Source organism: Gilliamella sp. LMG 34361 (assembly GCF_984569075.1).
Genome location: NZ_OZ474903.1, coordinates 497,688 through 524,020 on the forward strand (window position 1 = coordinate 497,688; position 26,333 = coordinate 524,020).

The 26,333-nt window shown below is 36.0% G+C and carries 22 protein-coding genes; 2 read left to right on the forward strand and 20 right to left on the reverse strand.

All coding sequences use genetic code 11. From position 1 onward, the window contains the following. Positions 1–40: 40 nt before the first annotated feature. From deoC to AC5LXI_RS02500, 8 genes are all read right to left on the reverse strand, one after another. Positions 41–706 carry a deoxyribose-phosphate aldolase gene (deoC, locus tag AC5LXI_RS02465; protein WP_493443377.1) on the reverse strand — a complete coding sequence of 222 codons (666 nt, stop codon included), beginning with the start codon at positions 704–706 and terminating at the stop codon, positions 41–43. Between the two features lie 235 nt (positions 707–941). Further along, positions 942–1,499 (reverse strand): ribosome recycling factor, encoded by a 558-nt coding sequence (frr, locus tag AC5LXI_RS02470; RefSeq protein WP_493443378.1) that lies wholly within the window; start codon positions 1,497–1,499, stop codon positions 942–944. A gap of 27 nt (positions 1,500–1,526) precedes the next feature. Then, positions 1,527–2,261 carry a UMP kinase gene (gene pyrH / locus AC5LXI_RS02475; RefSeq protein ID WP_493443379.1) on the reverse strand — a complete coding sequence of 245 codons (735 nt, stop codon included), beginning with the start codon at positions 2,259–2,261 and terminating at the stop codon, positions 1,527–1,529. Between the two features lie 118 nt (positions 2,262–2,379). Then, positions 2,380–3,240, reverse strand: a complete 861-nt coding sequence (gene tsf / locus AC5LXI_RS02480; RefSeq protein WP_493443380.1) for a translation elongation factor Ts — start codon at positions 3,238–3,240, stop codon at positions 2,380–2,382. 84 nt (positions 3,241–3,324) lie between these two features. Next, complete coding sequence (rpsB, locus tag AC5LXI_RS02485; RefSeq protein WP_065579133.1) at positions 3,325–4,062, reverse strand: 30S ribosomal protein S2; 738 nt, start codon at positions 4,060–4,062, stop codon at positions 3,325–3,327. Between the two features lie 356 nt (positions 4,063–4,418). Beyond that, a complete protein-coding gene (locus AC5LXI_RS02490) occupies positions 4,419–4,754 on the reverse strand; it encodes a zinc ribbon domain-containing protein YjdM (protein ID WP_493443381.1) in 336 nt (111 codons plus the stop codon). Positions 4,755–4,849: 95 nt separating this feature from the next. Continuing rightward, positions 4,850–5,620 carry a class I SAM-dependent methyltransferase gene (locus AC5LXI_RS02495; RefSeq protein ID WP_493443382.1) on the reverse strand — a complete coding sequence of 257 codons (771 nt, stop codon included), beginning with the start codon at positions 5,618–5,620 and terminating at the stop codon, positions 4,850–4,852. A 14-nt stretch (positions 5,621–5,634) separates the two neighbouring features. Further along, positions 5,635–5,982: a cupin domain-containing protein gene (locus tag AC5LXI_RS02500; RefSeq protein WP_065579136.1), complete on the reverse strand. Its 348-nt coding sequence runs from the start codon at positions 5,980–5,982 to the stop codon at positions 5,635–5,637. 215 nt (positions 5,983–6,197) lie between these two features. On the opposite strand from AC5LXI_RS02500, the gene AC5LXI_RS02505 reads away from it, so the two are divergent. Continuing rightward, the gene (locus AC5LXI_RS02505) at positions 6,198–6,911 is read left to right on the forward strand and encodes a Crp/Fnr family transcriptional regulator (protein ID WP_493443383.1); all 714 of its coding nucleotides are present in this window, start codon (positions 6,198–6,200) and stop codon (positions 6,909–6,911) included. Positions 6,912–6,950: 39 nt separating this feature from the next. Here the strand turns inward: AC5LXI_RS02505 and AC5LXI_RS02510 are convergent, their stop codons facing one another. The 5 genes from AC5LXI_RS02510 to rpsL form a co-directional block, all read right to left on the reverse strand. After that, on the reverse strand, positions 6,951–9,008 hold the full coding sequence (locus AC5LXI_RS02510; RefSeq protein WP_493443384.1) for a TonB-dependent receptor family protein: 2,058 nt from the start codon (positions 9,006–9,008) through the stop codon (positions 6,951–6,953). 369 nt (positions 9,009–9,377) lie between these two features. Then, complete coding sequence (gene tuf / locus AC5LXI_RS02515) at positions 9,378–10,562, reverse strand: elongation factor Tu (protein WP_034900851.1); 1,185 nt, start codon at positions 10,560–10,562, stop codon at positions 9,378–9,380. Between the two features lie 65 nt (positions 10,563–10,627). Continuing rightward, positions 10,628–12,730 (reverse strand): elongation factor G, encoded by a 2,103-nt coding sequence (gene fusA, locus AC5LXI_RS02520; protein ID WP_493443385.1) that lies wholly within the window; start codon positions 12,728–12,730, stop codon positions 10,628–10,630. Positions 12,731–12,838: 108 nt separating this feature from the next. Then, positions 12,839–13,309 carry a 30S ribosomal protein S7 gene (rpsG, locus tag AC5LXI_RS02525; protein ID WP_034883788.1) on the reverse strand — a complete coding sequence of 157 codons (471 nt, stop codon included), beginning with the start codon at positions 13,307–13,309 and terminating at the stop codon, positions 12,839–12,841. 100 nt (positions 13,310–13,409) lie between these two features. Next, positions 13,410–13,784: a 30S ribosomal protein S12 gene (gene rpsL, locus AC5LXI_RS02530; protein ID WP_034883792.1), complete on the reverse strand. Its 375-nt coding sequence runs from the start codon at positions 13,782–13,784 to the stop codon at positions 13,410–13,412. Between the two features lie 378 nt (positions 13,785–14,162). Here rpsL and AC5LXI_RS02535 point away from each other — a divergent pair, with 378 nt between their 5' ends. Then, positions 14,163–15,362 (forward strand): XylR family transcriptional regulator, encoded by a 1,200-nt coding sequence (locus AC5LXI_RS02535; protein WP_493444236.1) that lies wholly within the window; start codon positions 14,163–14,165, stop codon positions 15,360–15,362. Positions 15,363–15,437: 75 nt separating this feature from the next. Here AC5LXI_RS02535 and AC5LXI_RS02540 read toward each other — a convergent pair whose 3' ends face one another. The 7 genes from AC5LXI_RS02540 to AC5LXI_RS02570 all read right to left on the reverse strand — a co-directional run bounded on the left by AC5LXI_RS02540 (position 15,438) and on the right by AC5LXI_RS02570 (position 26,322). Beyond that, positions 15,438–16,673, reverse strand: coding sequence for an MFS transporter (locus tag AC5LXI_RS02540; protein ID WP_493443386.1), 1,236 nt, complete (start codon positions 16,671–16,673; stop codon positions 15,438–15,440). A 16-nt stretch (positions 16,674–16,689) separates the two neighbouring features. Then, a complete protein-coding gene (locus AC5LXI_RS02545; protein WP_493443387.1) occupies positions 16,690–18,339 on the reverse strand; it encodes a glycoside hydrolase family 43 protein in 1,650 nt (549 codons plus the stop codon). 290 nt (positions 18,340–18,629) lie between these two features. Then, positions 18,630–20,087, reverse strand: coding sequence for a xylulokinase (xylB, locus tag AC5LXI_RS02550; RefSeq protein ID WP_493443388.1), 1,458 nt, complete (start codon positions 20,085–20,087; stop codon positions 18,630–18,632). A 72-nt stretch (positions 20,088–20,159) separates the two neighbouring features. Beyond that, complete coding sequence (gene xylA, locus AC5LXI_RS02555) at positions 20,160–21,479, reverse strand: xylose isomerase (RefSeq protein WP_493443389.1); 1,320 nt, start codon at positions 21,477–21,479, stop codon at positions 20,160–20,162. A gap of 39 nt (positions 21,480–21,518) precedes the next feature. After that, positions 21,519–22,961: a D-xylose transporter XylE gene (xylE, locus tag AC5LXI_RS02560; RefSeq protein ID WP_493443390.1), complete on the reverse strand. Its 1,443-nt coding sequence runs from the start codon at positions 22,959–22,961 to the stop codon at positions 21,519–21,521. A gap of 270 nt (positions 22,962–23,231) precedes the next feature. Further along, positions 23,232–24,542, reverse strand: a complete 1,311-nt coding sequence (locus tag AC5LXI_RS02565) for an NCS2 family permease (RefSeq protein WP_493443391.1) — start codon at positions 24,540–24,542, stop codon at positions 23,232–23,234. Between the two features lie 205 nt (positions 24,543–24,747). After that, entirely contained in the window at positions 24,748–26,322 is a 1,575-nt protein-coding gene (locus AC5LXI_RS02570) for a TerC family protein (protein WP_493443392.1), read from the reverse strand. Positions 26,323–26,333: the final 11 nt, after the last annotated feature.

Here is a 26,333-nt window from a genome sequence, read left to right on the forward strand (position 1 = left end):
TAAGCTACATAATATATATGTAACTTATTGTTATGATTGATTAGTAATTGCTAGATGATGTACTGTTACCTGAAACGATTGCGATCCCAGCACTTGCGCCTAAACGATTTGCGCCAGCTTGAACCATTTTTTCGGCAGTCATACGATCACGAATACCACCAGACGCTTTTACGCCCATATTTTCACCGACAGTTTCACGCATTAATTTTACATCTTCAACTGTTGCGCCAGAAGTACTAAAGCCGGTAGATGTTTTGACAAAAGCAACGCCAATATCTTTACAAATTGTACAAACTTTAACAATTTCTTCTTTGGTTAATAAGCAAGTTTCTAAAATAACTTTTAATGGTACTGAACCGCAGGCTTTAAATACTGCTTCAATATCATTTTTAACTGCATCCCAATCATTGCTTTTTAGCCAACCGACATTGATTACCATGTCAATTTCTTCTGCGCCAGCTTTAATAGCCATTTCTGTTTCATAAGCTTTAGCTGACGTAAGCATAGCACCAAGTGGAAAACCGACTACTGAACATACTTTTACATTACTACCTTTTAATAACTCTGCCACTAAAGGTACATAGCCAGAATTAACGCAGACAGAATAAAAATGATATTCTTTTGCTTCGTCACACAATTTTTTTATCTGATCTTTTGTGGCATTCATCGCCAGTAAAGTATGGTCGATATACTTTGCATAATCCATAAAGGTTTCCTTAAATATTTTAGTATTAATGTTAAATCTAATTAATCATCTGTAAATAGATGTAATGTTATTAAAATAACAAATATTAGCAAGTTATGTTACTTTAGTAACATTATATCGCTAATTCGTCAAAATTTGAAATATGAGAAGATGAATTAGCCTTTTTTATAAACTAATAAAAAACGCCCTGTTTGGCTAAACAGGGCGCTTTTATCTGATTAATGGGCTTTAAAAATTAAAATTCCATTAATTCCTTTTCTTTATCAGCAAGTACGCTATCTAATTTTTTAATCGCTGCATCCGTTGCTTTTTGGATGAGATCTTGTGATTTACGTTCATCATCTTCAGAAATTTCTTTATCTTTCAATAATGCTTTAATCTGATCATTGGCATCACGACGGATATTACGGATTGATACCCGTCCTTGCTCTGCCTCACCACGAACAATTTTAGTTAAATCACGACGGCGCTCTTCAGTAAGCGGTGGCAGAGGAACTCGAATAACGGTACCCGCTGATGCCGGATTTAATCCTAAATCTGAAGTTAAAATTGCTTTTTCAATTAATGGTGTTAATGATTTATCAAATACTGTAATTGCAAGGGTTCTTGCATCTTCAGCAACGATATTGGCTAATTGACGAAGTGGTGTTGGGCTACCATAATACTCAACCATAATGCCATCTAATAAACTTGGCGATGCACGACCAGTTCTAATTTTAGAAATATGATTCTGAAACGCATCAATACTTTTTTCCATGCGCTCTTGCGCTTCTTTTTGAATCTCATTTAGCATAATAAAAACCTTTTTAAATAAATAAGACTAGCAGCTAACTGTAGCCTGATTATTGATTAATGTTCCTTCTGATTCGCCTAGAATGACGCGACGTAATGCCCCCGGTTTATTCATATTAAACACACAAATTGGTAGATTATGATCACGTGCTAATGTAAATGCGGCTAAATCCATTACTTTTAATTCATCATCTAACACTTTTTCGTAGTTAAGTGTTTTATAGAGTGTAGCATTGGGAACTTTTACTGGATCGGCAGAATAAACGCCATCAACTTTGGTCGCTTTTAAAACCACATCAGCTTCAATTTCAATACCTCTTAAACAGGCTGCTGAGTCAGTTGTGAAAAATGGGTTACCGGTTCCAGCCGAAAGGATAACGACCTTACCATGTTTAAGCAAGCTGATTGCTTCAGTCCAGCGATAATCATCACAAACGCCGTTTAATGGAATTGCCGACATCAAACGGGCATTAACTTCAATTCGGTGCAATGCATCACGCATAGCAAGACCGTTCATTACTGTGGCAAGCATACCCATATGGTCACCAACAACACGGTTCATGCCTGCTTTAGCAAGTCCTGCACCACGAAATAGATTACCACCCCCAATAACAACAGCAACCTGAACATTCATGTCGATAAGTTCTTTAATTTCTTGAGCCATACGATCAAGAACGGTTGGATCAATACCAAAACCTTCATCACCTTGCAATGCTTCACCACTGAGTTTAAGAAGGATACGTTTATAGAAAGGGGTTATCATATGAAGTCTCACTATTTCGTTATTTAATTACTTAAAAGCTAGCATAACTAGCTGGCAATCATTTTAAAATATTTTGTGGATAAACAAAACCGCCATGACGGCGGTTTTGATAAAACAATTAAGATTGTTTCGACATCGCAGCAACCTCGGCTGCAAAGTCAACTTCGACTTTTTCGATACCTTCACCCACTTCAAAGCGGATAAATGATGCAACAGTCGCTTTTTTCTCAGCAAGTAAATCACCAACTGTTTTGCTTGGATCCATTACAAATGGTTGACCAGTAAGTGATACTTCACCAGTGAATTTACGCATACGGCCTTCAACCATTTTTTCTGCGATTTCACGAGGTTTACCAGATTGCATTGCAATATCGATTTGAATATTACGTTCATGTTCAACCACATCAGCAGGTACATCACTTGGGTCAACATATTCTGGTTTACTTGCCGCAATGTGCATTGCAATGTGTTTAACTAATTCTTCATCACAACCGCTATTTGCTGCAACTAAAACACCAATACGTGCACCGTGTTGATAACTACCAACTACATCGCCAGTAATTTGTTGAACACGACGGATGCCGATGTTTTCACCAATTTTAGCAACTAATGCAGTACGTTCTTCTTCAAATTTTGCTTGTAAAGCTGCAATATCAGTGATTTTATCATTTAAAGCAGCTGTTGCTACTTTATCACTGAATGCTAAGAAACCAGCATCTTTAGCAACAAAGTCAGTTTCACAGTTAATTTCTAAAATAACACCCACTTTTTTATCTGCTGAAATTTTAGAAATAATTACACCTTCAGCTGCCACACGACCTGCTTTTTTAGCTGCTTTGGCTTGACCTGATTTACGCATGTTGTCGATAGCAAGATCGATATCACCATTTGCTTCAACTAATGCTTTTTTACATTCCATCATACCTGCGCCAGTTCTTTCGCGCAGTTCTTTTACCATAGAAGCGGTAACTTCAGCCATTTTAAAATCCTCTATTTAACCATTATGATGATTTTCATTAGAATGGGTCGATGTTATTACCGACCCTGAAAATATTTGAGTTTATTATTCTGCTGCTGGAGCTTCTTCAACAAAGCTTTCTTCAGATACTGGAGATTGATTTTGTTCACGACCAGAACGAACTGCTTCAGCAACCGCATTTGCATATAATTGAATTGCACGGATCGCATCATCATTACCTGGAACAATGTAATCAATACCATCTGGATCTGAGTTAGTATCAACAACAGCAATGACTGGAATACCTAAATTGTTAGCTTCTTTGATTGCGATATGTTCATGGTCTGCACCAATAACAAAAATCACATCGGGTAAGCCACCCATATTTTTAATTCCACCCAAGCTATTTTCTAATTTAGCCATTTCACGAGCACGCATAAGTGCTTCTTTCTTGGTTAATTTATCAAATGTACCATCATTAGCTTGTGTTTCTAAATCTTTTAAACGTTTAATTGATTGACGTACTGTTTTCCAGTTAGTCAACATACCACCTAACCAACGGTGATTAACGTAGTATTGTCCACAGCTTTCAGCTGCTTGTTTAATTGCTTCACTTGCAGCACGTTTTGTACCAACAAATAAAATTTTACCTTTACGCGCAGCAACTTTGTTTAATTCAGCTAATGCTTCATTGAACATTGGTACTGTTTTTTCAAGATTGATGATGTGAACTTTGTTACGAGCACCAAAAATAAATGGTTTCATTTTTGGGTTCCAATAACGAGTTTGGTGTCCAAAGTGTACACCTGCTTGTAACATATCGCGCATTGATACTGTAGTCATGATTTCCTCATTTTTACGTTGGGGTTATGCCTCCACATATCCGCTTTATCCGACCTTATTACTTTAAGTAAAAGGCACCCCGGCAAAGAGTAATGATATGTGTGTGTTATAACGTTAATTAATTATTAAATTTTATGCTGATGTTTCATTATTATTTTCAATAAAAATAATCTGAAATATAGCGCGCGTTTTATACCACATTTAAATTAAGATTACCAGAAGTATTTATTTTTATAGGTGATGAAATATTAGTTTTTTATTAAAGGTTGTAGATTTGGTTTGGAAAAATAACGATATAAGCTAACAAAGTCAATTTATTAGCTTATATTAAAAAAGTTGCATGTTGCTTTAAATTATTAAGCCTTTTTAACAAAACAAGCTTTAAGCATTACTTTCATGCCATCGATTTTACAATCAATTTCATGATCGCCCTCTACCAAACGAATGCCTTTAGCTTTAGCTCCTTTTTTGAGGACGGTTGATGAGCCTTTTAATTTTAAATCTTTAATCAAAATAATATCATCGCCATCAACTAACAAATTGCCATTGCTATCTTTAACTTGTAATTCATCGGTTGTCGAAGTTTCTTGATTTGGATCCCATTCGTGTGCACATTCCGGACAAACATAAAAAGTACCATCGTGGTAAGTGTGTTCAGATTGGCAAGCCGGGCAATTAGGTATAGATTCCATAGTTTTTCATTAATCCAAATTAAATAAAATGGTGGTTACTATAGCAAAAAAAGACTGTTTAGTCATGATATTCAGCTATACCTAATAGTTTTTTATTATTTCGGTTTGACACTACAGATAGCAATGTAATTAAGGTATTTTTTATTTTTTCTAAATGTTTTAAACATTTTGATAAATTGTGGTCGATTTTGTTTATGTAATGCATTACCAACAATTTTGATTGCACCAAAAAATCCTTCATCGGTAATCATACCTCGTGGTGACATTAACGTCATAGCGGCATGTTCTGATTTTATATTGATAAATCCTATAGTTGAAAAAAGATTAATCCATTCATCATGACTCATAGGCTGTGCATTAACATTGATCGCATTATGAATCTGTGCCGTGACGTCTTGAGAGTTTTCTGGATTTACTAACATAATGTCATGGGTTAATAATTTTCCACCTGGTTTTAATACTCGAAAATACTCGCTGAGCAGGCGAGCTTTCGCCTTGTCTGCATACATGGTTAACATCGCTTCATTAATAACAATATCAAAGCTGTTATCAGCGAAAGGTAATTTGGAAGCGTCGGCTTGTTGTATATCGACTAACTGACTAACATTATTTTTTATAACATTTTGTTTAGCTTTCTCTAATGCCATTTTATCCATGTCGATACCAATAATATGGCAATTAAATCGCTTAGCTATTTCGATAGAGGTTGTACCCATATTGCATGCGATCTCTAACACTTGGCTTTGTGGCGTAAATTCTGCTTGTTTAAATAACCATTCCGTAGCTTTCTTTCCGCCTGGTCTTAAACGTGTTTTACCGAGACGGGCCAAAAATTTATGGCCGGCTTCTTTTTTAATTTGTTCCATTGTCTATCCTTAGTTTAATTAGTCTTTAATGTGATTTCTCTCAACATAATTAATAGCATTTTTGCTGGTATTGGTGCTTCAACAGCATGAGGGATATTAGCTGGCATTTTTACTATCGTTCCTGGTTCAGCTTTAACTGGTTTGCCATCAATAATTAAATTTAATTGCCCTTCTATGACCATAACGATCGCATCAAATGGTGCACTATGTTCAGAAAGCCCTTGTCCTTTATCAAAAGCAAATAAGGTTAAGTTACCACCAGATGTTTTAGCTAACACTCGACTAGCAATACCTTGCTCCGTTTGTTTAATTAATGAAGCTAAATTTAGTTCTTGTGCTGGAGGAATAGTATTATTTGGCATAAGATGCTCCTGTTTTTCAGTAAGTGCAAAACAAAATATAATTGTTATTTTGGTCAATGCTTATGATATAGGTTATAAGTGGTTAAATTATTATTGTTAAAAAACATTATATTTCATATGGTTATTGCTAATTAATAATAAGGCTTTATTTATTTAAATAAGAATTATTATCAATTATATTGAAGTCATTCTAAAGTTATTATTAGGCAATCCCTATGACATTTGTCAAAAATATACCAACTCAAGATGAGATTTTAACTTGGTTAAATAATGTAAAAATGTTTGATGGGCTAACCACTGATGCATTAATACCGATCATTGAAAATGCTAGTTATATGGAATTTAGTACCGGTGAGCTAATTAGTTATGAAGGTATGCCTTTTTCTGGTTGTTCGTTGGTTCTTGCTGGTAAAGTTGAGGTATTTAGAAATACTTATTTAGGTGAAGAAAAAGTTTTTGGGATTTTTTCGCCTTATGAATTAGTTGCCATTGCTGCAGTGTTTATGCCTCATAATCGCTTTCCCATGACAATTCGAGCAAAAACTAATTGCTCATTATTATTACTTGAAAAAAATAGCGTATTACAAGTTTGTATGAATAATCCTATTGTTATGCAACGCTTGTTAGTGCAATTTAGTACTAAACTATACGAACAAATTAATAACATCGATTGGTTAACATCCAGTTCGGCAGAACAGCGTTTAGCTGCTTATATTTTATCGTTATCTTCGAAACAAGATACAAGTTTTGTGTTACCAATATCACGCAGTCAATTGGCAACTAAGCTCGGTATCCGTTATGAAACGTTAAGCCGACTAATTTCTAGTTGGCGTAAACAAAAAATAATTGAAATTAAATTGAATCAGGTAACAATTTTAAAGAGAACCTATCTTCACCAGCTTACGCTTCCTTCACAACGTTCATTTTAAGTAGCGGTATCTGACAGCATTACTGTCAGATATACTTTTTTAGAAGTGATAAACAAGCCCACTATTGAGATTGAATCCCATAGCTGGGAATAAAGTATTTTCTTGTTTTGATTTTACTACATCATTAGCAACCGAGGCGGTAGCATAATGTTTGTTGGTTAGGTTATCTGCAGTTAAATAAGCCGACCAACCATTAGGATTTTGATAATTAATTTTAAAGCCTAAAGCTACATATTTATCTCGGTATTGAACATTCATATTATTGGCATGATCAACCGGCGTATTAGTTGGAGACCAGTGAATATTGGGGCTAAGTGTCCAGTTATCATATTTATATAAAATTTCTGCAGTAATCGTATTTCTTGGGATGCCGGCAATATAATTACGATTATATTCGCCACCCATAAAACGAAAATCGTTATACGTCCAAGCTAGACGATATTCAATATCACCAGAAATAAAAACTGAAGGTATTAGTCCTTTTAGGCCTGCTTCTATCCCTTGATGACGTGTTTTGGCGCCATAATTAAATACCCCTATTGCCGTTCCACTTGTGTCGTAAGTGGTAATATATTCATCTTTAATGATGCTTCTATATAAAGCAATATCCCAGTTTAATTCTTGGGTTATCTTACCATTACCACCAATTTCAGCAGTAATGCCTTTTTGACGATTTAATTTGTTAATTTTGGCTTTCATGCCATCGCTAGTAATAATTTCACGAAAGGATGCGGGTTCGTTACTGGTGCTTAAATTGGCATAAAATTGCGTATCATTTGTTTGATTCCAAATTACCCCTAATTTAGGTGACCAAAATGTCCATGCTTGATCAAGGGCGTTTTTATTGTGCCGCGCATCAACCTCTCGTTTGGCATGCGTAATTTTAGTATCTAAATTGAGTTGCCATTCATTGTTGATTTGCCATGAGGAACCAATGGATCCATATACGTTTTCTGCGGTAGCATCATATTTTCCCAGTGAACGTTTATTCATTTTGGTATGACGTCGATTCATCAATAATTGACGATCAAGATTGGTTTTATCCCATGCTAGAGCTGATCGATAGCTAAAATTATCAAAGGTCATATTATAAGTTAATTGACTACCAATAGTGTTACTATCACTTAAAACATAATCGGTTGGCGTAACAAAATTATCATGTGTACGCTGATACCATAATCCTAGCTCAATGGCTTGGTTATCTAGGGTCCAATTTGCGCGGTTAGCAATACGCCCCTGTTGAACATTACGATGCGGATCTCGCATTTGCACAACTTTAAAAATACTCGTTGGATCACTTTTGCTTTTACGTTGCGATAAAGGTCCTGGAATATCAAAACGTAAATCTGTCCAACTTAACCATGTTCTATTTTCAAAGTTTTCATTACTATAACCAAAGTTAGATCGAACTGTTTTCCGTTGCGAGGTTGAATGATCTCGATAACCATCAAAATGGTCATAAGATAGGCTAATGCGACCATCCATATCATAACCGCTATGACCTAATGCGATTTGCGCGGCTTCTCGACCAAATGCTCCATATTCATAACGAGCACTACCAAGTTCATCTTTTCCTGTGTATGAGATGAAATTCAATTCTCCCCCTAAACTATTAGCTTGAGGATGGGTATTATTGGCTCCACGGTAAACTGAAATTAACCGAGCTTCACGCATATCTAAGGTACTAATATGGAAATCACCATCAGCATCCGTGATAGGTAGCCCATCTTGTAATAGTAAGACACCTCGTGATAGCGGGGCACTTTGCACTCCTGAACCGCGAATGTTTAATCTTGGTTGATCTGTACCGCCAAAAAAGTTTTGAATAATAATTCCAGGTTGATAATCAAGCGCATCTTGTAGTGTGGATAATCTATTTTCCTGTTCTGGAATGATTAAGTTAGTTGCCCCAGCAGTTTGTTTCTGTTTAACTTGTTCCTGCTGAAAAGTCGGAGACAATGAATTTTTTCTATTATCACTATCATTAGGGGTAATTGTATCATGACTGGTCTCGGCGAATGTATAACCGCTAAACATCATGGGCGAATAGAATAGGGTTAATATACTTATTTGAATAACTTTATTTTTTCTGCACATAACATCTCACTTCTCATTCGATTTAATGATAATGATTATTATTTACAAAAAAAACAAGAAACACTATGACATTTGTCAAATATAACAAAAAATAAACAATAAAAGTTTAAGGAATAGATTATCTCAGGCTTTTGTCAATCAAGAATAATAGTGTAAATTATTTTTCTTAGTTTAGGTAATGCCTTTAGCTGCTATATGCACATCAGCATCTTCACAGATATCGCTTTTATCTTGATACATTAGATTAAATAGGTTAATTAACCTGTTTAATTCGTTTAGTTAAATATTGAGGACAATAAAAAAGGTGCACAGAGTGCACCTTTTTGGAACTGATAAGAGCATTTAACATGCTCTTTAGTTACGCTTAAATTATTTGATAACTTTAGCAACAACACCAGCACCAACAGTACGACCACCTTCACGGATAGCGAAACGTAAACCGTCTGCCATTGCGATTGGGTGAATTAATGATACTGTCATTTTGATGTTATCACCTGGCATTACCATTTCTACGCCTTCTGGTAATTCAATAGTACCTGTTACGTCTGTTGTACGGAAGTAGAACTGTGGACGGTAACCTTTAAAGAATGGAGTATGACGACCACCTTCATCTTTACTTAGAATATACACTTCTGATTCGAAATCTGTATGTGGAGTAATTGAACCTGGTTTCGCTAATACTTGACCACGTTCGATTTCTTCACGTTTTGTACCACGTAGTAACACACCTACGTTCTCACCAGCACGACCTTCGTCTAGTAATTTACGGAACATTTCAACACCAGTACAAGTTGTTTTAGTTGTTGGTTTGATACCAACGATTTCAACTTCTTCACCAACTTTGATTACACCGCGCTCTACACGACCTGTTACTACTGTACCACGGCCTGAGATTGAGAATACGTCTTCGATTGGTAATAAGAATGGTTTATCAATGTCACGCTCTGGTTCTGGAATGTAGCTGTCTAATGCTTCTGCTAATTCTACAATTTTGTCTTCCCATGCTGCATCGCCTTCTAACGCTTTAAGCGCTGAACCACGAATTACTGGTGTATCGTCACCTGGGAAATCATATTGAGATAGAAGTTCACGTACTTCCATTTCAACTAATTCTAATAACTCTTCATCATCAACCATATCACATTTGTTTAAAAATACGATGATGTAAGGTACACCTACTTGACGACCTAAAAGAATGTGCTCACGAGTTTGTGGCATTGGACCATCAGTTGCTGCTACTACTAAGATAGCGCCGTCCATTTGTGCCGCACCAGTGATCATGTTTTTAACATAGTCAGCATGGCCTGGGCAGTCTACGTGTGCGTAGTGACGAGTTGGTGTATCGTATTCAACGTGTGAAGTATTGATGGTGATACCACGAGCTTTTTCTTCTGGTGCGTTATCGATTTGATCGAATGCACGAGCTTGACCACCGTATTTTTTAGATAATACTGATGTGATCGCTGCAGTTAAAGTTGTTTTACCATGGTCAACGTGGCCGATTGTACCAACGTTAACGTGGGGTTTTGTACGTTCAAATTTTTCTTTAGACATCTTAATGTTCCTTTATTAAATCACTTCCCTAACAATAGGGAAGTGTTACTTATTTATATAAATAATTATTTCGCTTTACGAGCTTCAATAATTGCAGTTGCAATATTGGTTGGCGCTTCATTGTACTTCAAGAACTCCATTGAGTAAGAAGCACGACCTTGGGTTTGTGAACGAAGGTCTGTTGCATAACCAAACATTTCTGAAAGTGGAACTTGTGCTTTAACTGTTTTACCAGTTGCAGTATCTTCCATTCCTTCGATCATACCACGACGACGGTTTAAGTCACCGATAACGTCACCCATATAATCTTCAGGGGTTTCAACTTCTACTTTCATGATCGGTTCTAAAAGCACAGGTTTAGCTTTCATGAAGCCTTCTTTAAATGCCATTGAACCGGCAATTTTAAATGCCATTTCTGATGAGTCAACATCATGGTAAGAACCATCATAGATAGTGACTTCAACATCAACAATTGGGTAGCCAGCAAGAACACCGTTTTTCATTTGTTCCTGACAACCTTTATCAACTGCAGGGATGTACTCTTTAGGAACCACACCACCAACAATTTCATTGTTGAATTTGTAGCCTTCGCCACCAGCTTCCAATGGTTTGATTTTTAACCATACATGACCATATTGACCACGACCACCAGACTGACGAACAAATTTACCTTCTTGTTCAACTTCATTACGAATAGTTTCACGGTAAGCAACTTGTGGTTTACCAACATTTGCTTCCACTTTAAATTCACGTTTCATACGGTCAACGATGATTTCTAAGTGAAGCTCACCCATACCAGAAATAATTGTTTGACCTGATTCTTCATCGGTGTGAACACGGAATGAAGGATCTTCTTGTGCTAGCCGACCTAAAGCAAGTCCCATTTTTTCTTGGTCAGCTTTAGTTTTTGGTTCAACTGCAACAGAAATTACCGGCTCTGGGAACTCCATTCTTTCTAGAATAATTGGTGCGCTCTCAGCACATAATGTATCACCAGTTGTTACATCTTTAAGACCGATTGCTGCAGCAATGTCACCCGCGTGAACTTCTTTAATTTCTTCACGTTTGTTAGCGTGCATTTGAACGATACGACCAAAACGTTCTTTTTTATCTTTAACAGAGTTAAGAACAGTATCGCCAGAGTTAACTACACCAGAGTAAACACGGAAGAAAGTTAAGTTACCAACAAATGGGTCAGTTGCAATTTTAAATGCTAATGACGAGAATGGTTCATCATCACTTGAATGACGTTCAGCAGCTTCACCATCAGGTAATTCCCCTTTGATTGCAGGAACATCTGTTGGTGCTGGTAAATATTCAATTACAGCATCAAGCATGAATTGAACACCTTTATTTTTAAAGGCACTACCACAAGTTACTAAGATGATTTCGTTAGCAAGTACGCGTTCGCGTAGTGCTGCTTTGACTTCTTCTTCGCTTAACTCTTCACCACCAAGGTATTTTTCCATTAACTCTTCATTTGCTTCAGCTGCAGCTTCCATTAAGTTTGCACGCCACTCTTCGACTTGCTCAACCATGTCTGCTGGAACATCTTCATAAGTGAAAGTTACGCCTTGATCAGCATCATTCCAGTTAATTGCTTTACGTTTAAGTAAATCAACTACACCAGTAAAGCCTTCTTCAGCACCGATAGGTAATACTAATGGAACTGGTACAGCGGCTAAACGTGTTTTGATTTGATCAACAACGCGTAGGAAGTTAGCACCCATACGGTCCATTTTATTAACGAAAGCGATACGTGGAACTTTATATTTGTTTGCTTGACGCCATACTGTTTCTGATTGAGGTTGAACACCACCAACCGCACAGTAAACCATTACCGCACCATCTAAAACACGCATAGAACGTTCAACTTCGATTGTGAAGTCAACGTGTCCCGGGGTGTCGATGATATTGATTCGGTGTGGTTCATATTGTTGCCCCATACCAGACCAGAAAGCTGTAGTTGCTGCTGACGTGATAGTAATACCACGTTCTTGTTCTTGTTCCATCCAGTCCATGGTAGCTGCGCCATCATGAACCTCACCAATTTTGTGACTTACGCCAGTGTAAAACAAAATACGCTCAGTAGTCGTCGTTTTACCTGCGTCAATATGTGCACTGATACCGATATTACGGTAGCGTGCTATAGGGGTTGTACGAGCCATATTAATCCTCTATTTAGAATCGTTTGCTTATAAAATATCTTTTCAGGTTGACTGATAGTAGATATGCGCTATCAGTCTAATTTCAAGCGACTTATATAAACGCTCAAATTACCAACGATAATGTGCAAACGCTCTATTAGCTTCAGCCATACGATGAACATCTTCGCGTTTTTTCACAGCGGTACCTTTGTTTTCAAAAGCATCCATAAGTTCATTCGCTAGGCGTAACGCCATTGATTTATCGCCACGTTTACGTGCAGCATCTACAATCCAACGCATTGCAAGTGCATTACGACGGACAGGGCGCACTTCAACAGGAACTTGGTATGTAGAACCACCAACGCGACGAGACTTAACTTCTACAGTTGGTCTTACATTATCTAATGCAACTTCAAAAGCTGCTAAGTGGTCTTTTCCACTACGCTCAGCTAATTTATCAAGAGCTGAATATACGATTGATTCTGCGATAGATTTTTTACCATCTATCATTAAAATATTTACAAATTTCGCCAGCAAATCTGAACCGAATTTCGGATCAGGTAAAATTTTTCTTTGACCGACAACATGACGACGTGGCATTGGAATACTCCGTTTATATGTTATAAATTTTCAGGTTTACCCAAAACTCAAATGAGTTAAATGGAATTATTATAGTTTGGCCTTACTTAACGGAGTTCCATTAAGCTTTAGGTCGTTTCACACCGTATTTAGAACGGCTTTGTTTGCGATCTTTAACACCTGCGCAGTCTAATGCACCACGAACAGTGTGATAACGAACACCAGGTAAATCTTTAACACGACCACCGCGAATTAAAATCACGCTATGTTCTTGCAAGTTATGACCTTCACCACCGATATAAGAAGTCACTTCAAAACCGTTGGTTAAACGTACACGGCATACTTTACGTAATGCTGAGTTTGGTTTTTTAGGTGTAGTGGTGTAAACACGTGTACAAACACCTCGTTTTTGCGGGCATGCTTCAAGTGCAGGAACGTTACTTTTCGCTTCCTTTAGTGCTCTTGGTTTGCGTACCAGCTGATTAATTGTTGCCATTAATAAGCTCCTGATTAATTAAAATAAATTTAAAATTGCTTTTTAGATACGTAATTAATAACTGTAGCCCAAAGCCTATTTATATAAGTTTTGGGTCGCAAGATTCTAGACCTCAATAGCTATAATGTCAAGTATCAGCATAAGATCTTTATGTTATTTAATAATAATTTATATGGTCTTCAGATGTCATATAAAAATGAGTTTTTCTCTGAATTTTGATAGCGTCTTGAGCAAACGTTGTTGAGAAAATTTAGGTTGAATATGATTGTTATTTGCACTATACAAATTGATATTTTATGTAACACTGGTTTATTCTAATAAGTAGACTACAAATTAATGCTAATAAGTTAAATATATTAGTAAGTGATAATGATCGAGATGCAGAATAAGAGTTACCGAGTTGTTTTGCTATTTAATGCAAATAATATTTATGACCGGCAAATACTAAAAGGTATCGGCAATTTTTTAAAAGCGAATAATATTCATTGGAATATCTATATTTCTGAAACGATGCGCTATGATACTAATACACCTTTCTATTTTGATTGCGATGGTATTATTGCTAATTTTGATGATCCAGATATTCAAGATTTGCTCGCTGATGTAGATATACCAATAATTGGCGTAGGTAGTTCGCATCACCATGATTCAAATTATCCTAAAGTGCCGTATGTTGCAGCGGATAATTTTGCCATTATAGAGAGTGCTTTTAATCATTTATGTTCGAAAGGAATTAATCAATTTGCCTTTTATGGTTTACCATCACATCGATCTTGTCGTTGGGCGGCAGTAAGAGAACAATTTTTTGCGCAAATTGTAAGCCAAAAGGGTTATGAAGGATTTATTTATCAAGGAACCCCCACATCACTTGATAATTGGCAAGATAGCTTAGATAAACTCTCTAAATGGTTATTATCCTTACCTGTTAACACCGGTATTATTGCTGTAAATGATGCTAGAGCTCACCATATTTTACAAGCTTGTGATAGAGTTGAAATAAAAATACCTGAAGAGTTATGCTTAATTGGTATAGATAATGAAGAAGTAATTAATGATCTGTCGATGGTTTCCTTATCTACCGTTAAACAAGGAACTGAGGAGATGGGTTTTGAAGCAGCTAAACTGTTGCAAAAAATATTTAATAAAGGAAAGGTCTCTACCTCGCCACGGTTAATTTCACCGAAAAAAGTCATTGAACGTCGTTCGACGGATTACCGTTCAATACAAGATCCTTATGTTATACAAGCTATTCATTATATCCGTGATTATGCTTGTAAAGGCATCAAAGTGGACCAAGTAACTTCTGAATTGCAAATATCTCGTTCCAATTTAGAACTTCGCTTTAAAACATCATTAGGTAAAACCATTCACACGGTCATTCATGAAGAGAAGTTTAATCGAGCCAAATATCTATTAATTGAATCTTCATTGTCTATTCAGGCTATTTCTGAGCAGTGTGGCTATCCATCGGTTCAGTATTTTTACTTTTTATTTAAAAAGCTATGTAGAATGACCCCAAAAGATTTTAGAAATAAATTTTTAACGCCTAACTTTTATAGTAATAATGTTATTAAATAAGTTGACTATAATGTGGTACAGAATAAATAGGAAAATGTGGTTAACTACATTTTCCTATTTTTAATGTGTTAATTCTTATCTTTTTACTGAGCGGATTGAAAGTATTGATATTCCGCCTAACATGGCAAAAACAAAAGAAGTAATAAATATTGCGCCAAAGCCGAATAGTGATATTACACAAGCGGCAATTATTGGTGCTAAAGCTTGAGTTGCAGTATTACCCAAATTATAAACGCCTAGAAAGAATGCAACTCTATTTTTGTCGGGAATAACTTCTAAATTTAATAAATTATCTAAAGAGTTCCATACCCCCATACCAATTCCAGCCGCGAATGCATAAATCAAAATACCAATATGATTAGGAGCAATAACTAAACTTAACGCCCCAATACCTAAAAATATTGTTGATAACCCAACTGGAATTTTGAGGATTTTCAATTTATCGGATATTGGTCCAGCAATGAATCCCATCAAAATGCCAAATATAAGCATAACCAAATTAATTAACTGAATTGAGTTTTGTGTTTCAGATGAGTCAGTATGTATAAAATCAGTCATAATAAATAGCAAATATCCCGTGATTGTAAAATTACCAATTCCTTGAAAAAGTTTACCTATTAATGCTAAGTAGTAATCACGGCCAATTGACCATCTCGGAAATATAGCTAACGAGCTTTTTTGTTTATTCTCATTTTGTTTTACCTGATTTTGGTTTTTTTTGTCCAAATTAGAAGGTTCACGAACAATAAAGACTGATATTAATGTACCGATAAAAGTGATGACCCCAAATACAATGAAACCTAATCGGAAACTACCTAAGAACATTGCTGCAATAATGGTAAATCCATTATTACCCAGTGCCATACCCAGGCCACCATAAGCACCTGATGCGGTTCCTTTTTTATCATCTGCCGCAAAATCAAGCCAAGCAACCATTGGCGCCACAATAAAATTTAAGGCCGTTTGCGCTAATATCCAACAAAACAATAAAAAGGGTATACTGTTGGCGGTTGATGTTAATATCATTGATAACATAAACCCAATTGCTCCAATTATAATCCATGGTGTGCGACTGCCAAATCTAGAATAAGTCCTATCAGATACATAACCTGCCAACATATTTGATATTGTTGCAGAAACCATACCACAACTTGAAAATAGCGCTAATAATGTAATTTTATTGGTTTCATCAAGTAGTTGAATTAAAGCGGGTAAAAATAGACTTGCGGCGGCAATGTAGGGACCTAACCAAGTGGCAGGTCCAATAATAAGTCCAGGAACTAAGCGAGTTAATGGAATTGTTATTTTCATGATGTCTTCCTTAATATTATTGATTATTTATCACGTAGTAATAATCAAAATCAGCATAGGATTGATGTTGGTAGGTATCAACTGAGGCGATAAAATTAAACAGTCCGGTAAAACCACCAATTTCTCCTGGTTCTCCATTTACTCCTTCATCCGACAAATAGGTAGCATCTATCTGATTAATGATATTATTCCACTCCTCTTTCTCCATGCGGTAAAAGAGTGAAACAAATCCATCTCGATATGATAATTTGAGTTCAACTTGTCCATTAAGTATGACTATTCTATGATTAACAAATTCAATTCGAGTTCCAAGTTTTGCTTGTAAAATAGTAAGGATGGTAGCGTTTAGTTGTTCACTGTGAGTTAAATGTAAGTAGATCCAATTATTAGAATCATAATAAATTCCAACGCCAGCCGTTTGTGAATAATGCTCAGGATGAAACTCTACTTTAGTTTGAATATCATAATTAAAAGATGTTGCTCTTGTTGCCATAATTGATGGATTAAATTGGGAGAAGAGTGAATTTTGTCCATATATTCGCAAATGTCCTGGTCGTTCATGGGTATTTACCCAATTAGGTGTTTGCGCTCTATAGGGTGTCATAAATTCTAATTGATACTTTTTATCAAAATCATCAATAACATCATGGCTTACTTCATTACCAATAGGTAATGAATAATCAAACTCCATTTTAGCTAAATTTGTACCGTCAGCCATTTCTAACCAGCCATCATCGGTCCATCTCATCTTTTGTATGGACGTTTCGCGACCCAAAGGATTTAATAATGTCCCACTAAGCGGTCTAGACATTAAGTGAGCAATGTACCACTCACCATCTTGTGCCTCAAATAATGAACCATGACCGGCTTTTTGCATTATTGAATTTGGATTGTACATTTCAAAATGACCAGCATCGGGGTCACCTAATGAAAATAAATGATTGGGTGATGACGTGACTATTGGTTCTCTTGACGGATGTGGTTCATAAGGTCCATAAATATTTTTAGAGCGACCGATTTCAATGCCATGAGCATAACCCGTTCCACCGGCAGCAATGATTAGATAATAGTAGCCAAATTTTTTATAAATTTGTGGTGCTTCACAACAACCTCGAGTAGTAAATCCATTGGTCACTCTTGTCCATGGGCTAATGACTTTACCTGTATTTAAATCTACTTCTGCTATTACTATATTTCCAGGTGCTTGATAACCTTGGCGAGTTTCCCATTCTAAGATCGTTAAATAATGTTTGCCATCATCATCGTGAAATAATGCAGGGTCAAAACCAATGGAAGTAAAATAAATAGGATCTGACCAAGGACCTTTTATGTTATCTGCATGAATTGCATAAGCATCAGCATTAAATTCTCTTCCAGCCATGCTAACCATGTGAGAATAAATTAACCAATATTTTTTATTGATCGGATCATAAGATAAATGAGGAGCCCAAATACCCGCAGGTGTATTGGTTCCAGAAAGTTTGATTTCACCATTTTTAAAAATATAATCAATTAGTTTCCAATTTGATAAATCATTAGATTGAAAAATTTGTATTGAAGGGTGCCAATGGAAAGTTGATGTAGCAATATAGTAAGTATCATTGACCCGTATAATTGATGGGTCAGGTGACATGCCAGGTATAATAGGATTTTTTATTTTAGGCATTTTTAATAACTCCTAGTGTTATTGTAGTGATAAGAAAAAATGTTTATGTCTATGATCGAAATATAAGTTATCTGTTGAAACTTTTTTATTATCAAATTTGGTTTTCGGTTTACGAAATTTTGTTAATGGGAGATTGATCACATTCTTAATGTAATGTTAATAAAGGTAAGGATTTATTAATTTATGATTTTAACTTATTAAATATTAATTAAATTTTTTTAAATATCATTTAATTAGTGAAGATTCTAGGTTAATAGCAGAAAATCATACGATTTTCTGCTATTCTAATATCAAGACATTAATGGTTTTAGTTGTTGATAAATTCTTCTAAAAATTGAACGTTGTTGTTGGAATTCTGCATGTTTTTTCATATCGGGTTGGTGGGTTTGAACCATTGGTAATGGTGGTAACAGCACCTCTAAGTGAGTATTGGGATTACAGGCAATTTGTGCCAGTTTCGCTGCTCCTAAAGCAGGTCCCACTTCGCTCCCTTCACAATATTCAATATGGTAACCTGAAATATCACTGATCAATTGCCGCCAATAGCCACTACGGGCACCGCCACCAATAATCAGGATTTTATCCGGCGAAGTTCCGGTTTGATGAACAACATCAATACCATCGGCAAGCGCATAGCTGACGCCCAATAATATTGCTTTTGCTAGATCTACCTTGTTATGTTGATAAGTTAGACCAAAAAATACGCCTTTGGCTTCAGGGTTATTATGTGGTGTTCTCTCACCAGATAAGTAAGGTAAAAAGTAGACAGGTGGTTTATCGTCAGATGGTTGTTCCTCAATCAAACTCAATAACGTAGCAACATCTTTAATGCCTAACAATTGACATCCCCAATCAAGACATGAAGCACAACTTAACATCACTGACATCAGATGCCAGCGATTAGGTAATGCATGACAAAAGCTATGAATTGCTTGTTCAGGCTGGCTGATAAAACGATCGGTGACCGCGAAATAAACCCCTGAAGTACCTAGTGAAAGCATTGCTTGTCCAGAACGATAAAGCCCGACACCGATAGCACCTGCCGCATTATCGCCACCACCGGCAATCACTGGAATTGAATTGATATTCCAGCGTTTAGCAATATCATCAGTAACATAACCAGTTATTTGATTGCCTTCAAATAAGGCTGGCATATGTCGTCGACTTAAACCACAAGCATTTAACAATTGATCGTTCCAATCACGTTTTTCAACATCTAACCACATGCTGCCAGCAGAATCAGACATATCTGATGCATATTCGCCTGTAATTTTAAAGCGTAAATAATCCTTTGGTAACAGTACTTTATCTATTTTGGCAAATATTTCTGGCTCGTGTTTTTGCACCCATTTTATTTTGGGTGCAGTAAAACCTGCCATCATCAAATTGCCAGTAATTTTTCTGGAATTTGGCACTAATTGTTCTAATTCATGACATTCAATATCACAACGACCGTCATTCCATAAAATTGCAGGCCTTAATACTTGAGATGAACTATCTAATAATACAGCGCCATGCATTTGTCCACTTAGGCCAATTGCCTTGACTTGGGTTAAGTCATGCTTATGACTAAGTTCTTGTATTGCTGAATCGGCTGCTTGCCACCACTGCTGCGGATCTTGTTCGGACCATAATGGATGAGGACGCGATACAGTGAGTGGCTTGGTATTTGACGCCACAATACGCTGTTTTTCATCCATTAAAATTACTTTGACACCGGAAGTGCCTAAATCAATACCAATATACATATCTGCCTCCATTATGCAGCTATCAGAACTATAAATATAATAGTTCTGATAGATAAATACACAATGATTTTTTTAGCCAAAAATAGCTTTATTAACAATATTTTCTAATTGTTCTTGTGCACCGCTACGCGCTTTAGGTTGTAGATTATTTACCAGGCTATATTGAGCAATTTCTTGTAGCGACATATTCCCTTGTAAAATGTCTTTACCTAGATTTTTGTCCCAATCGGCATAACGCTCAGCTACTTTTTGATTTAATCGCTTATCTTCAATCATTTTCGCTGCACATTTTAATGATAATGCCATGGTATCGATGGCACCAATATGGCCATGGAATGCATCGTATTTATCAATGCTTTGTCGTCTTATTTTGGCATCAAAGTTAAGTCCACCAGTGGTAAATCCGCCACTTTTTAATATTTCATACATAACCAGTGTGTTTTCCTCGATACTATTTGGAAATTGATCGGTATCCCATCCCAATTGTGGATCCCCTCGATTAGCATCAAGTGAACCAAATATATCTAAGGCAATAGCTGAAGCTACCTCATGTTGAAATGAATGGCCGGCAAGTATTGCATGATTTGCTTCAATATTGACCTTGATTTCTTTTTCTAAGCCGAATTGTTTTAAAAAGCCATAAATGGTTGCAACATCATAATCATATTGATGTTTGGTTGGCTCTTGTGGTTTTGGCTCAATGAGTAATGTGCCGTTAAAACCAATCTTATATTTATTTTCGACAACTAATTGCATGAATTTACCAAGTTGTTCACGTTCTTGACGTAAGTTGGTATTTAATAGTGTTTCATAACCTTCTCGACCACCCCACAGTACATAATTTTGACCACCTAACTTATGAGTAGCATTCATTGCATGGACAACTTGAGTGGCCGCACAGGCAAAAACTTCTGGATCAGGATTGGTGGCCGCACCAGCTGCATATCTTGGATTTGTGAAACAGTTAGCGGTTCCCCATAATAAATTAACACCGGTTTCTTGTTGTTTTTGTAACAAGATATCCGTCATCATGGATAAATTAGAGATGTATTCTTGAATTGAATTACCTTCTGGGGCAACATCGACATCATGAAATGCATAAAAAGGAACATTCATTTTATAAAAAAATTCAAAAGCAATATCTGCTTTTGCCTTGGCATTAGCGAGTGGGTCAGCCCCCTTTTGCCACGGATAATTAAATGAATTTGCACCAAACATGTCGGTGCCAGCCCAACAAAAAGTGTGCCAATAACAGATAGAAAAGCGTAAGTGTTCAGCCATTGTTTTTCCCAAAATTATCTGCTCTGGATTGTAATGCCTGAACGCGAAAGGATTATTAGTTTGTGTTCCTTCGTAATTAATGCGTTCTATTTTGTCATAGTAATGTTTCATAATGTTCTCCTTAATATTGTTTTTAAATTAGATTTTGATTTATTTATTCCAGAAATTTTCAAGTTCTTCTAAAGATTTTCCTTTTGTTTCAGGAAGCCATTTCCAGATAAAAATAGCTGCCATTATGCTAATTGCACCGTATAGCCAATAGGCAAAACCATTATTAAAATGAGATATAAGATAAGTATTTTTATCCATAATTGGAAAAGTCCATGATACTAGGTAATTTGTAATCCATTGTGCTGCAACCGCAATGGATAACGCTTTACTGCGGATAGAGTTAGGGAATATTTCTGCTAATAATACCCAGCATACAGGCCCCCAAGAGATAGCAAAAGAAGCGATATAGAACAACATTGCAGTAAGAGCAATACTTGCTGATAACTGTAAATAAAATGTCGTGCCTAATGTGATCATGCCGATTGCCATGCCAATGGCACCGATTATTTGTAATGGCTTTCGACCAAATTTATCAACGGTAAAAATGGCAATGGTAGTAAAAGCTAGATTGATAATACCAACTACAATGGTTTGTAATAATGCTGAATCAGTACTAGCACCTAATGTTTTAAATACTTCTGGTGCATAATAAAGAACAACATTAATTCCCATTAATTGTTGAAATGCAGATAATAAAATTCCAATAATAATAACGCCTATACCATATTTTAATAATGAGCTACTTTTTTTATCACAATTGGATGAGAGGGAATCGATAATGCTTTTTAATGCTTGATCGGCTGTTTGCTTTCCCAAAATGTTAGCAAGAATATGTTGAGCTTTGTTTATTTTATTTTGTGCGGTTAACCAACGAGGGCTTTCTGGTACTGTGAATAATAAGGCAAAAAATAGTAATGCTGGAATGGCTAAAGACAAAAACATATATCTCCAACCAACTATATTCAACCAAACTTGATCGCCTGAACTAGCTATGCAGTAATTAACACAATAAACTAAGAGTTGTCCGAAAATAATAGCAAATTGGTTAAACGATACTAGCTTACCTCGAATCTCTGCTGGTGCTACTTCTGCAATGTACATAGGTGATAACATAGAAGCTAAGCCAACACCAATACCACCGATGATGCGATAAAACACAAAGTGAGGTACATATTGAGCTAAATAATAGGGTATTTTTTGCGATTCTACTGTATGAAAGCCTACTTCCGGCCAAGCGGAGCCAATTGCAGCGATAAAGAATAAAAATGCGGCAATTAGTAATGAATTTCGACGACCAAAACGATTACTTAAATAACCACCCATTAAACCGCCAATAATACAACCGATTAAAGCACTTGCCACACAGAAGCCTAATAAGGAATTGGCACTTGTCTCACTTAAATGTTGCGGTTCAACAAAAACTTTAAATATAGATTCAACTGTTCCAGAGATAACGGCTGTATCATAACCAAATAATAGACCACCTAAAGTTGCAACTAAGGTAATTCGGAAAACATATAGAGAATTGTAATGCGTACTCATATTCATACCTCCCTGTTTATCAAATTAAGTTTTAATTAAATCTAAAACTAAAACTGTTCAATCAATATGCATGAATATTAAGTACAGCAACAATTACTAAATTTTGTAACGATTTTATGTTTTTTGTTTTTTGTGACGCAGATCAAATTCTATAAAGGGTTTAACGAAGGTGAAATGATGGTTGTAATCTGTTTTTAATTTGAGAGCGAATAATTTTATGGAAGAAGAAGCTATTTCTACCATGTTAATGGTAGAAATAGTTTGATGAAATTAGTGATGATCAATAAAGATAAATTTCAAAGCAAACAGTAATGCAAAAATGATAACACAGAGGTTTAGCTCTTTAAATTTACCTGTAAATGTTTTCAAAATTACATAAGAGATAAAACCAAGTGCGACCCCTTCAGTAATAGCAAAAGCAAATGGCATCATTAATGCGGTAATAAATGCTGGTGTTGCATCAGTTAAATCAGACCAGTTAACTTTCATTAAACTCGATACCATTAAGATACCAACAAAAATTAGTGCACCCGATGTCGCATAAGGTGGTACTAAATGCGCTAGAGGTGATAAGAAAGTCATCATTAAAAATAATAATCCAACCACAATGGCTGTTAGGCCCGTACGTCCACCAACTGAAATTCCTGCAGAACTCTCAATGTAAGTTAATACCGATGAAGTGCCAAATAATCCGCCTAATGAAGAACTAAAACTGTCAATTAATAAAGCTTGGCGCATTTTAGGAAAACGTCCTTTTTCGTCACTAAGCCCTGCTTTGTCGGTTAAGGCCAAAATAGTACCGGATGAATCAAATAAGCTGACAATCATAACTGAAAAGATAACCCCAAGTATGCCAATGTTCAGTGAGCCAACAAGGTCAACATGACCAACAACACTACTAACGCTCGGTGGAACAGAAGCAATACCTTGATAACTAATATTAGGATCAAGCCATAGCGCAAGTAAGGTAACGACAAGAATAGAAACTAGCACGGCAGCATGAAAATTGCGGGTGGCAAGAATAACGATAATGAAAAATCCAAGCGAACCTAATAAGACTTTGAGTGACAAAATATTGCCTAAGGTTAGTAATGTGGCTGGTGATGCGACCACAATCCCCATATTTTGGAATCCCATAAAAGCAATAAATAAACCAATACCAGCACTAATACCTGCGCGCAAACATTGTGGAATATGTTCAATTAACCAATGACGGACTTTAAATAATGACAATGCAAAAAAGACTAATGACCCCCAAAATATCGCTCCCATACCAACTTGCCAAGAGTAGCCCATAGCTCCGCATATTCCATAAGCAAAAAAGACATTTAGCCCCATGGCTGGTGCTAAGGCTATTGGTAGATTAGCAAATAATCCCATCAAAATTGTCGCAAAAGCGGTGACGACACAAGTTAGAACAAACACCGCTGATTTGTCCATCCCTGTTGAAGATAAAATTGAAGGATTGACAAAGATGATATAGACCATGGTTAAAAAGGTTGTGCAACCAGCGATAAACTCAGTACCGGGAGTAGTTTTTTTCTCTTTTAATTGAAAAATTTTTTCGAATAGTGAATTCATAAATTAAAGCCCAATTTAGGTTGATTTGCGGTAGAAATAAAAAAGATACGAAGTTATCACTTCATATCTCAAAAAACGAAAAAACACAGCGCTATTATTGCCAGTAATTTATTTTGGTCAAGCGTTATTGATATTAAGAATATCGTTGAATGATAGATAGATAATTTTTATCATTTACCTCTAAAAGAGGTGAAATATTACTAACCTAGTTATTCAATATCTCTAATTTATTTTTAGTGATTTTTACTTTTAAAATACGATGGCTTTCAATTTCGGCAACTTCAAATAAATAATCACCAATTTGTATGGTTTCACCAACATTAAGTAAATGTTGAGCTTTTTCCATTAATAGTCCAGCAAGAGTATGATATTCTCGCTTATCATCTATTGGAATGGGAACAAATCTAACTAACTCCTCTACTGGAATATAGCCATTAGCCACCCAACTGTTATCATCAATACATTGGATGTCATGTTTGGCATCAATTTCCTCTTCTTCTGTTGGGAAGTCACCAGCAATGGTTTCAATAATATCGGTTACTGACACAACCCCTTGCATTGAACCAAATTCATCCACCACAAAAGCAAAGTGGGTTTTTGCTTTTTTGAATTGTTCCAGAGCAACAAGTAAAGAGACGGTTTCTGGAAAAATTAATGGCTGTTTTATTAACGCGTTGATATCAATAGGTTGTTTATTTTGTAGAACATCTTTTAAAAGATCATTAACTTGAATAATACCTAAAGGCTCATCAATTGAGGCATTATCAGTCACAACTAAACGTGAGTGAGGATTATCAAATATCTCTTTTAATATTACTTCTCGATCATCATTGATATTGACCATATCAACATCTAATCGAGATGTCATAATACTACTAACTGAACGCTTAGCTAAACCTAATACCCGTTCTACCATGTTTAATTCTTGATGATTAAATACAGGCGTTTTCTTATTATTGTCAGATACAATATCAATATTGTGAGTATCAGGGTCTTCTTCTGCATCGCCCTTAAGTAGATGTAAAATCGCTTCAGCAGTACGTTCACGTAAAGGTTTTTTGTTTAGTGCCTTTCGGCGGTTAAATATGGCTAATTGGTTAAAGAATTCAATCATAATCGAGAAGCCAATAGCGGCATAGAGATAGCCTTTTGGAATAATAAAACCAAAACCTTCGGCAACCAAACTAAAGCCAATCATTAATAAGAAGCTTAAACATAAAATAACTATAGTTGGATGGGAGTTAACAAAATAGGCTAATGGTTTACTAGCAACCATCATGATACCAATAGCAATACAAACAGCGATAATCATGACGGGAATATGCTCAACCATCCCTACTGCGGTAATTACTGAATCAAGTGAAAATACGGCATCAAGCACCACGATTTGAGCGACAACCGTCCAAAAATGAGAAGTCTTTTTGGGTTTGCCATCTTCATGTGCAGCACCTTCTAGGCGCTCATTGAGCTCCATAGTGGCTTTAAATAGCAAAAATACACCCCCAAGCAACATAATCAATTGCCTAGCATTAAAGCTGATTCCTGATATAGAAAATAGTGGAGTGGTGAGAGTGACTAACCAACCAGTAAACATTAATAATAATATTCGTGTAATTAATGCAAAAGCGAGGCCTGTAATGCGCGCTTTATCTCGCTCTTGTGGAGGAAGTTTCTCGGCAAGAATGGCAATAAAAACAATGTTATCAATGCCAAGGACGATTTCAAGTACAACCAGAGTGGATAAACCAATCCAAATTGTAGGATCCATGATCCATTCCATATGTCAGGTGA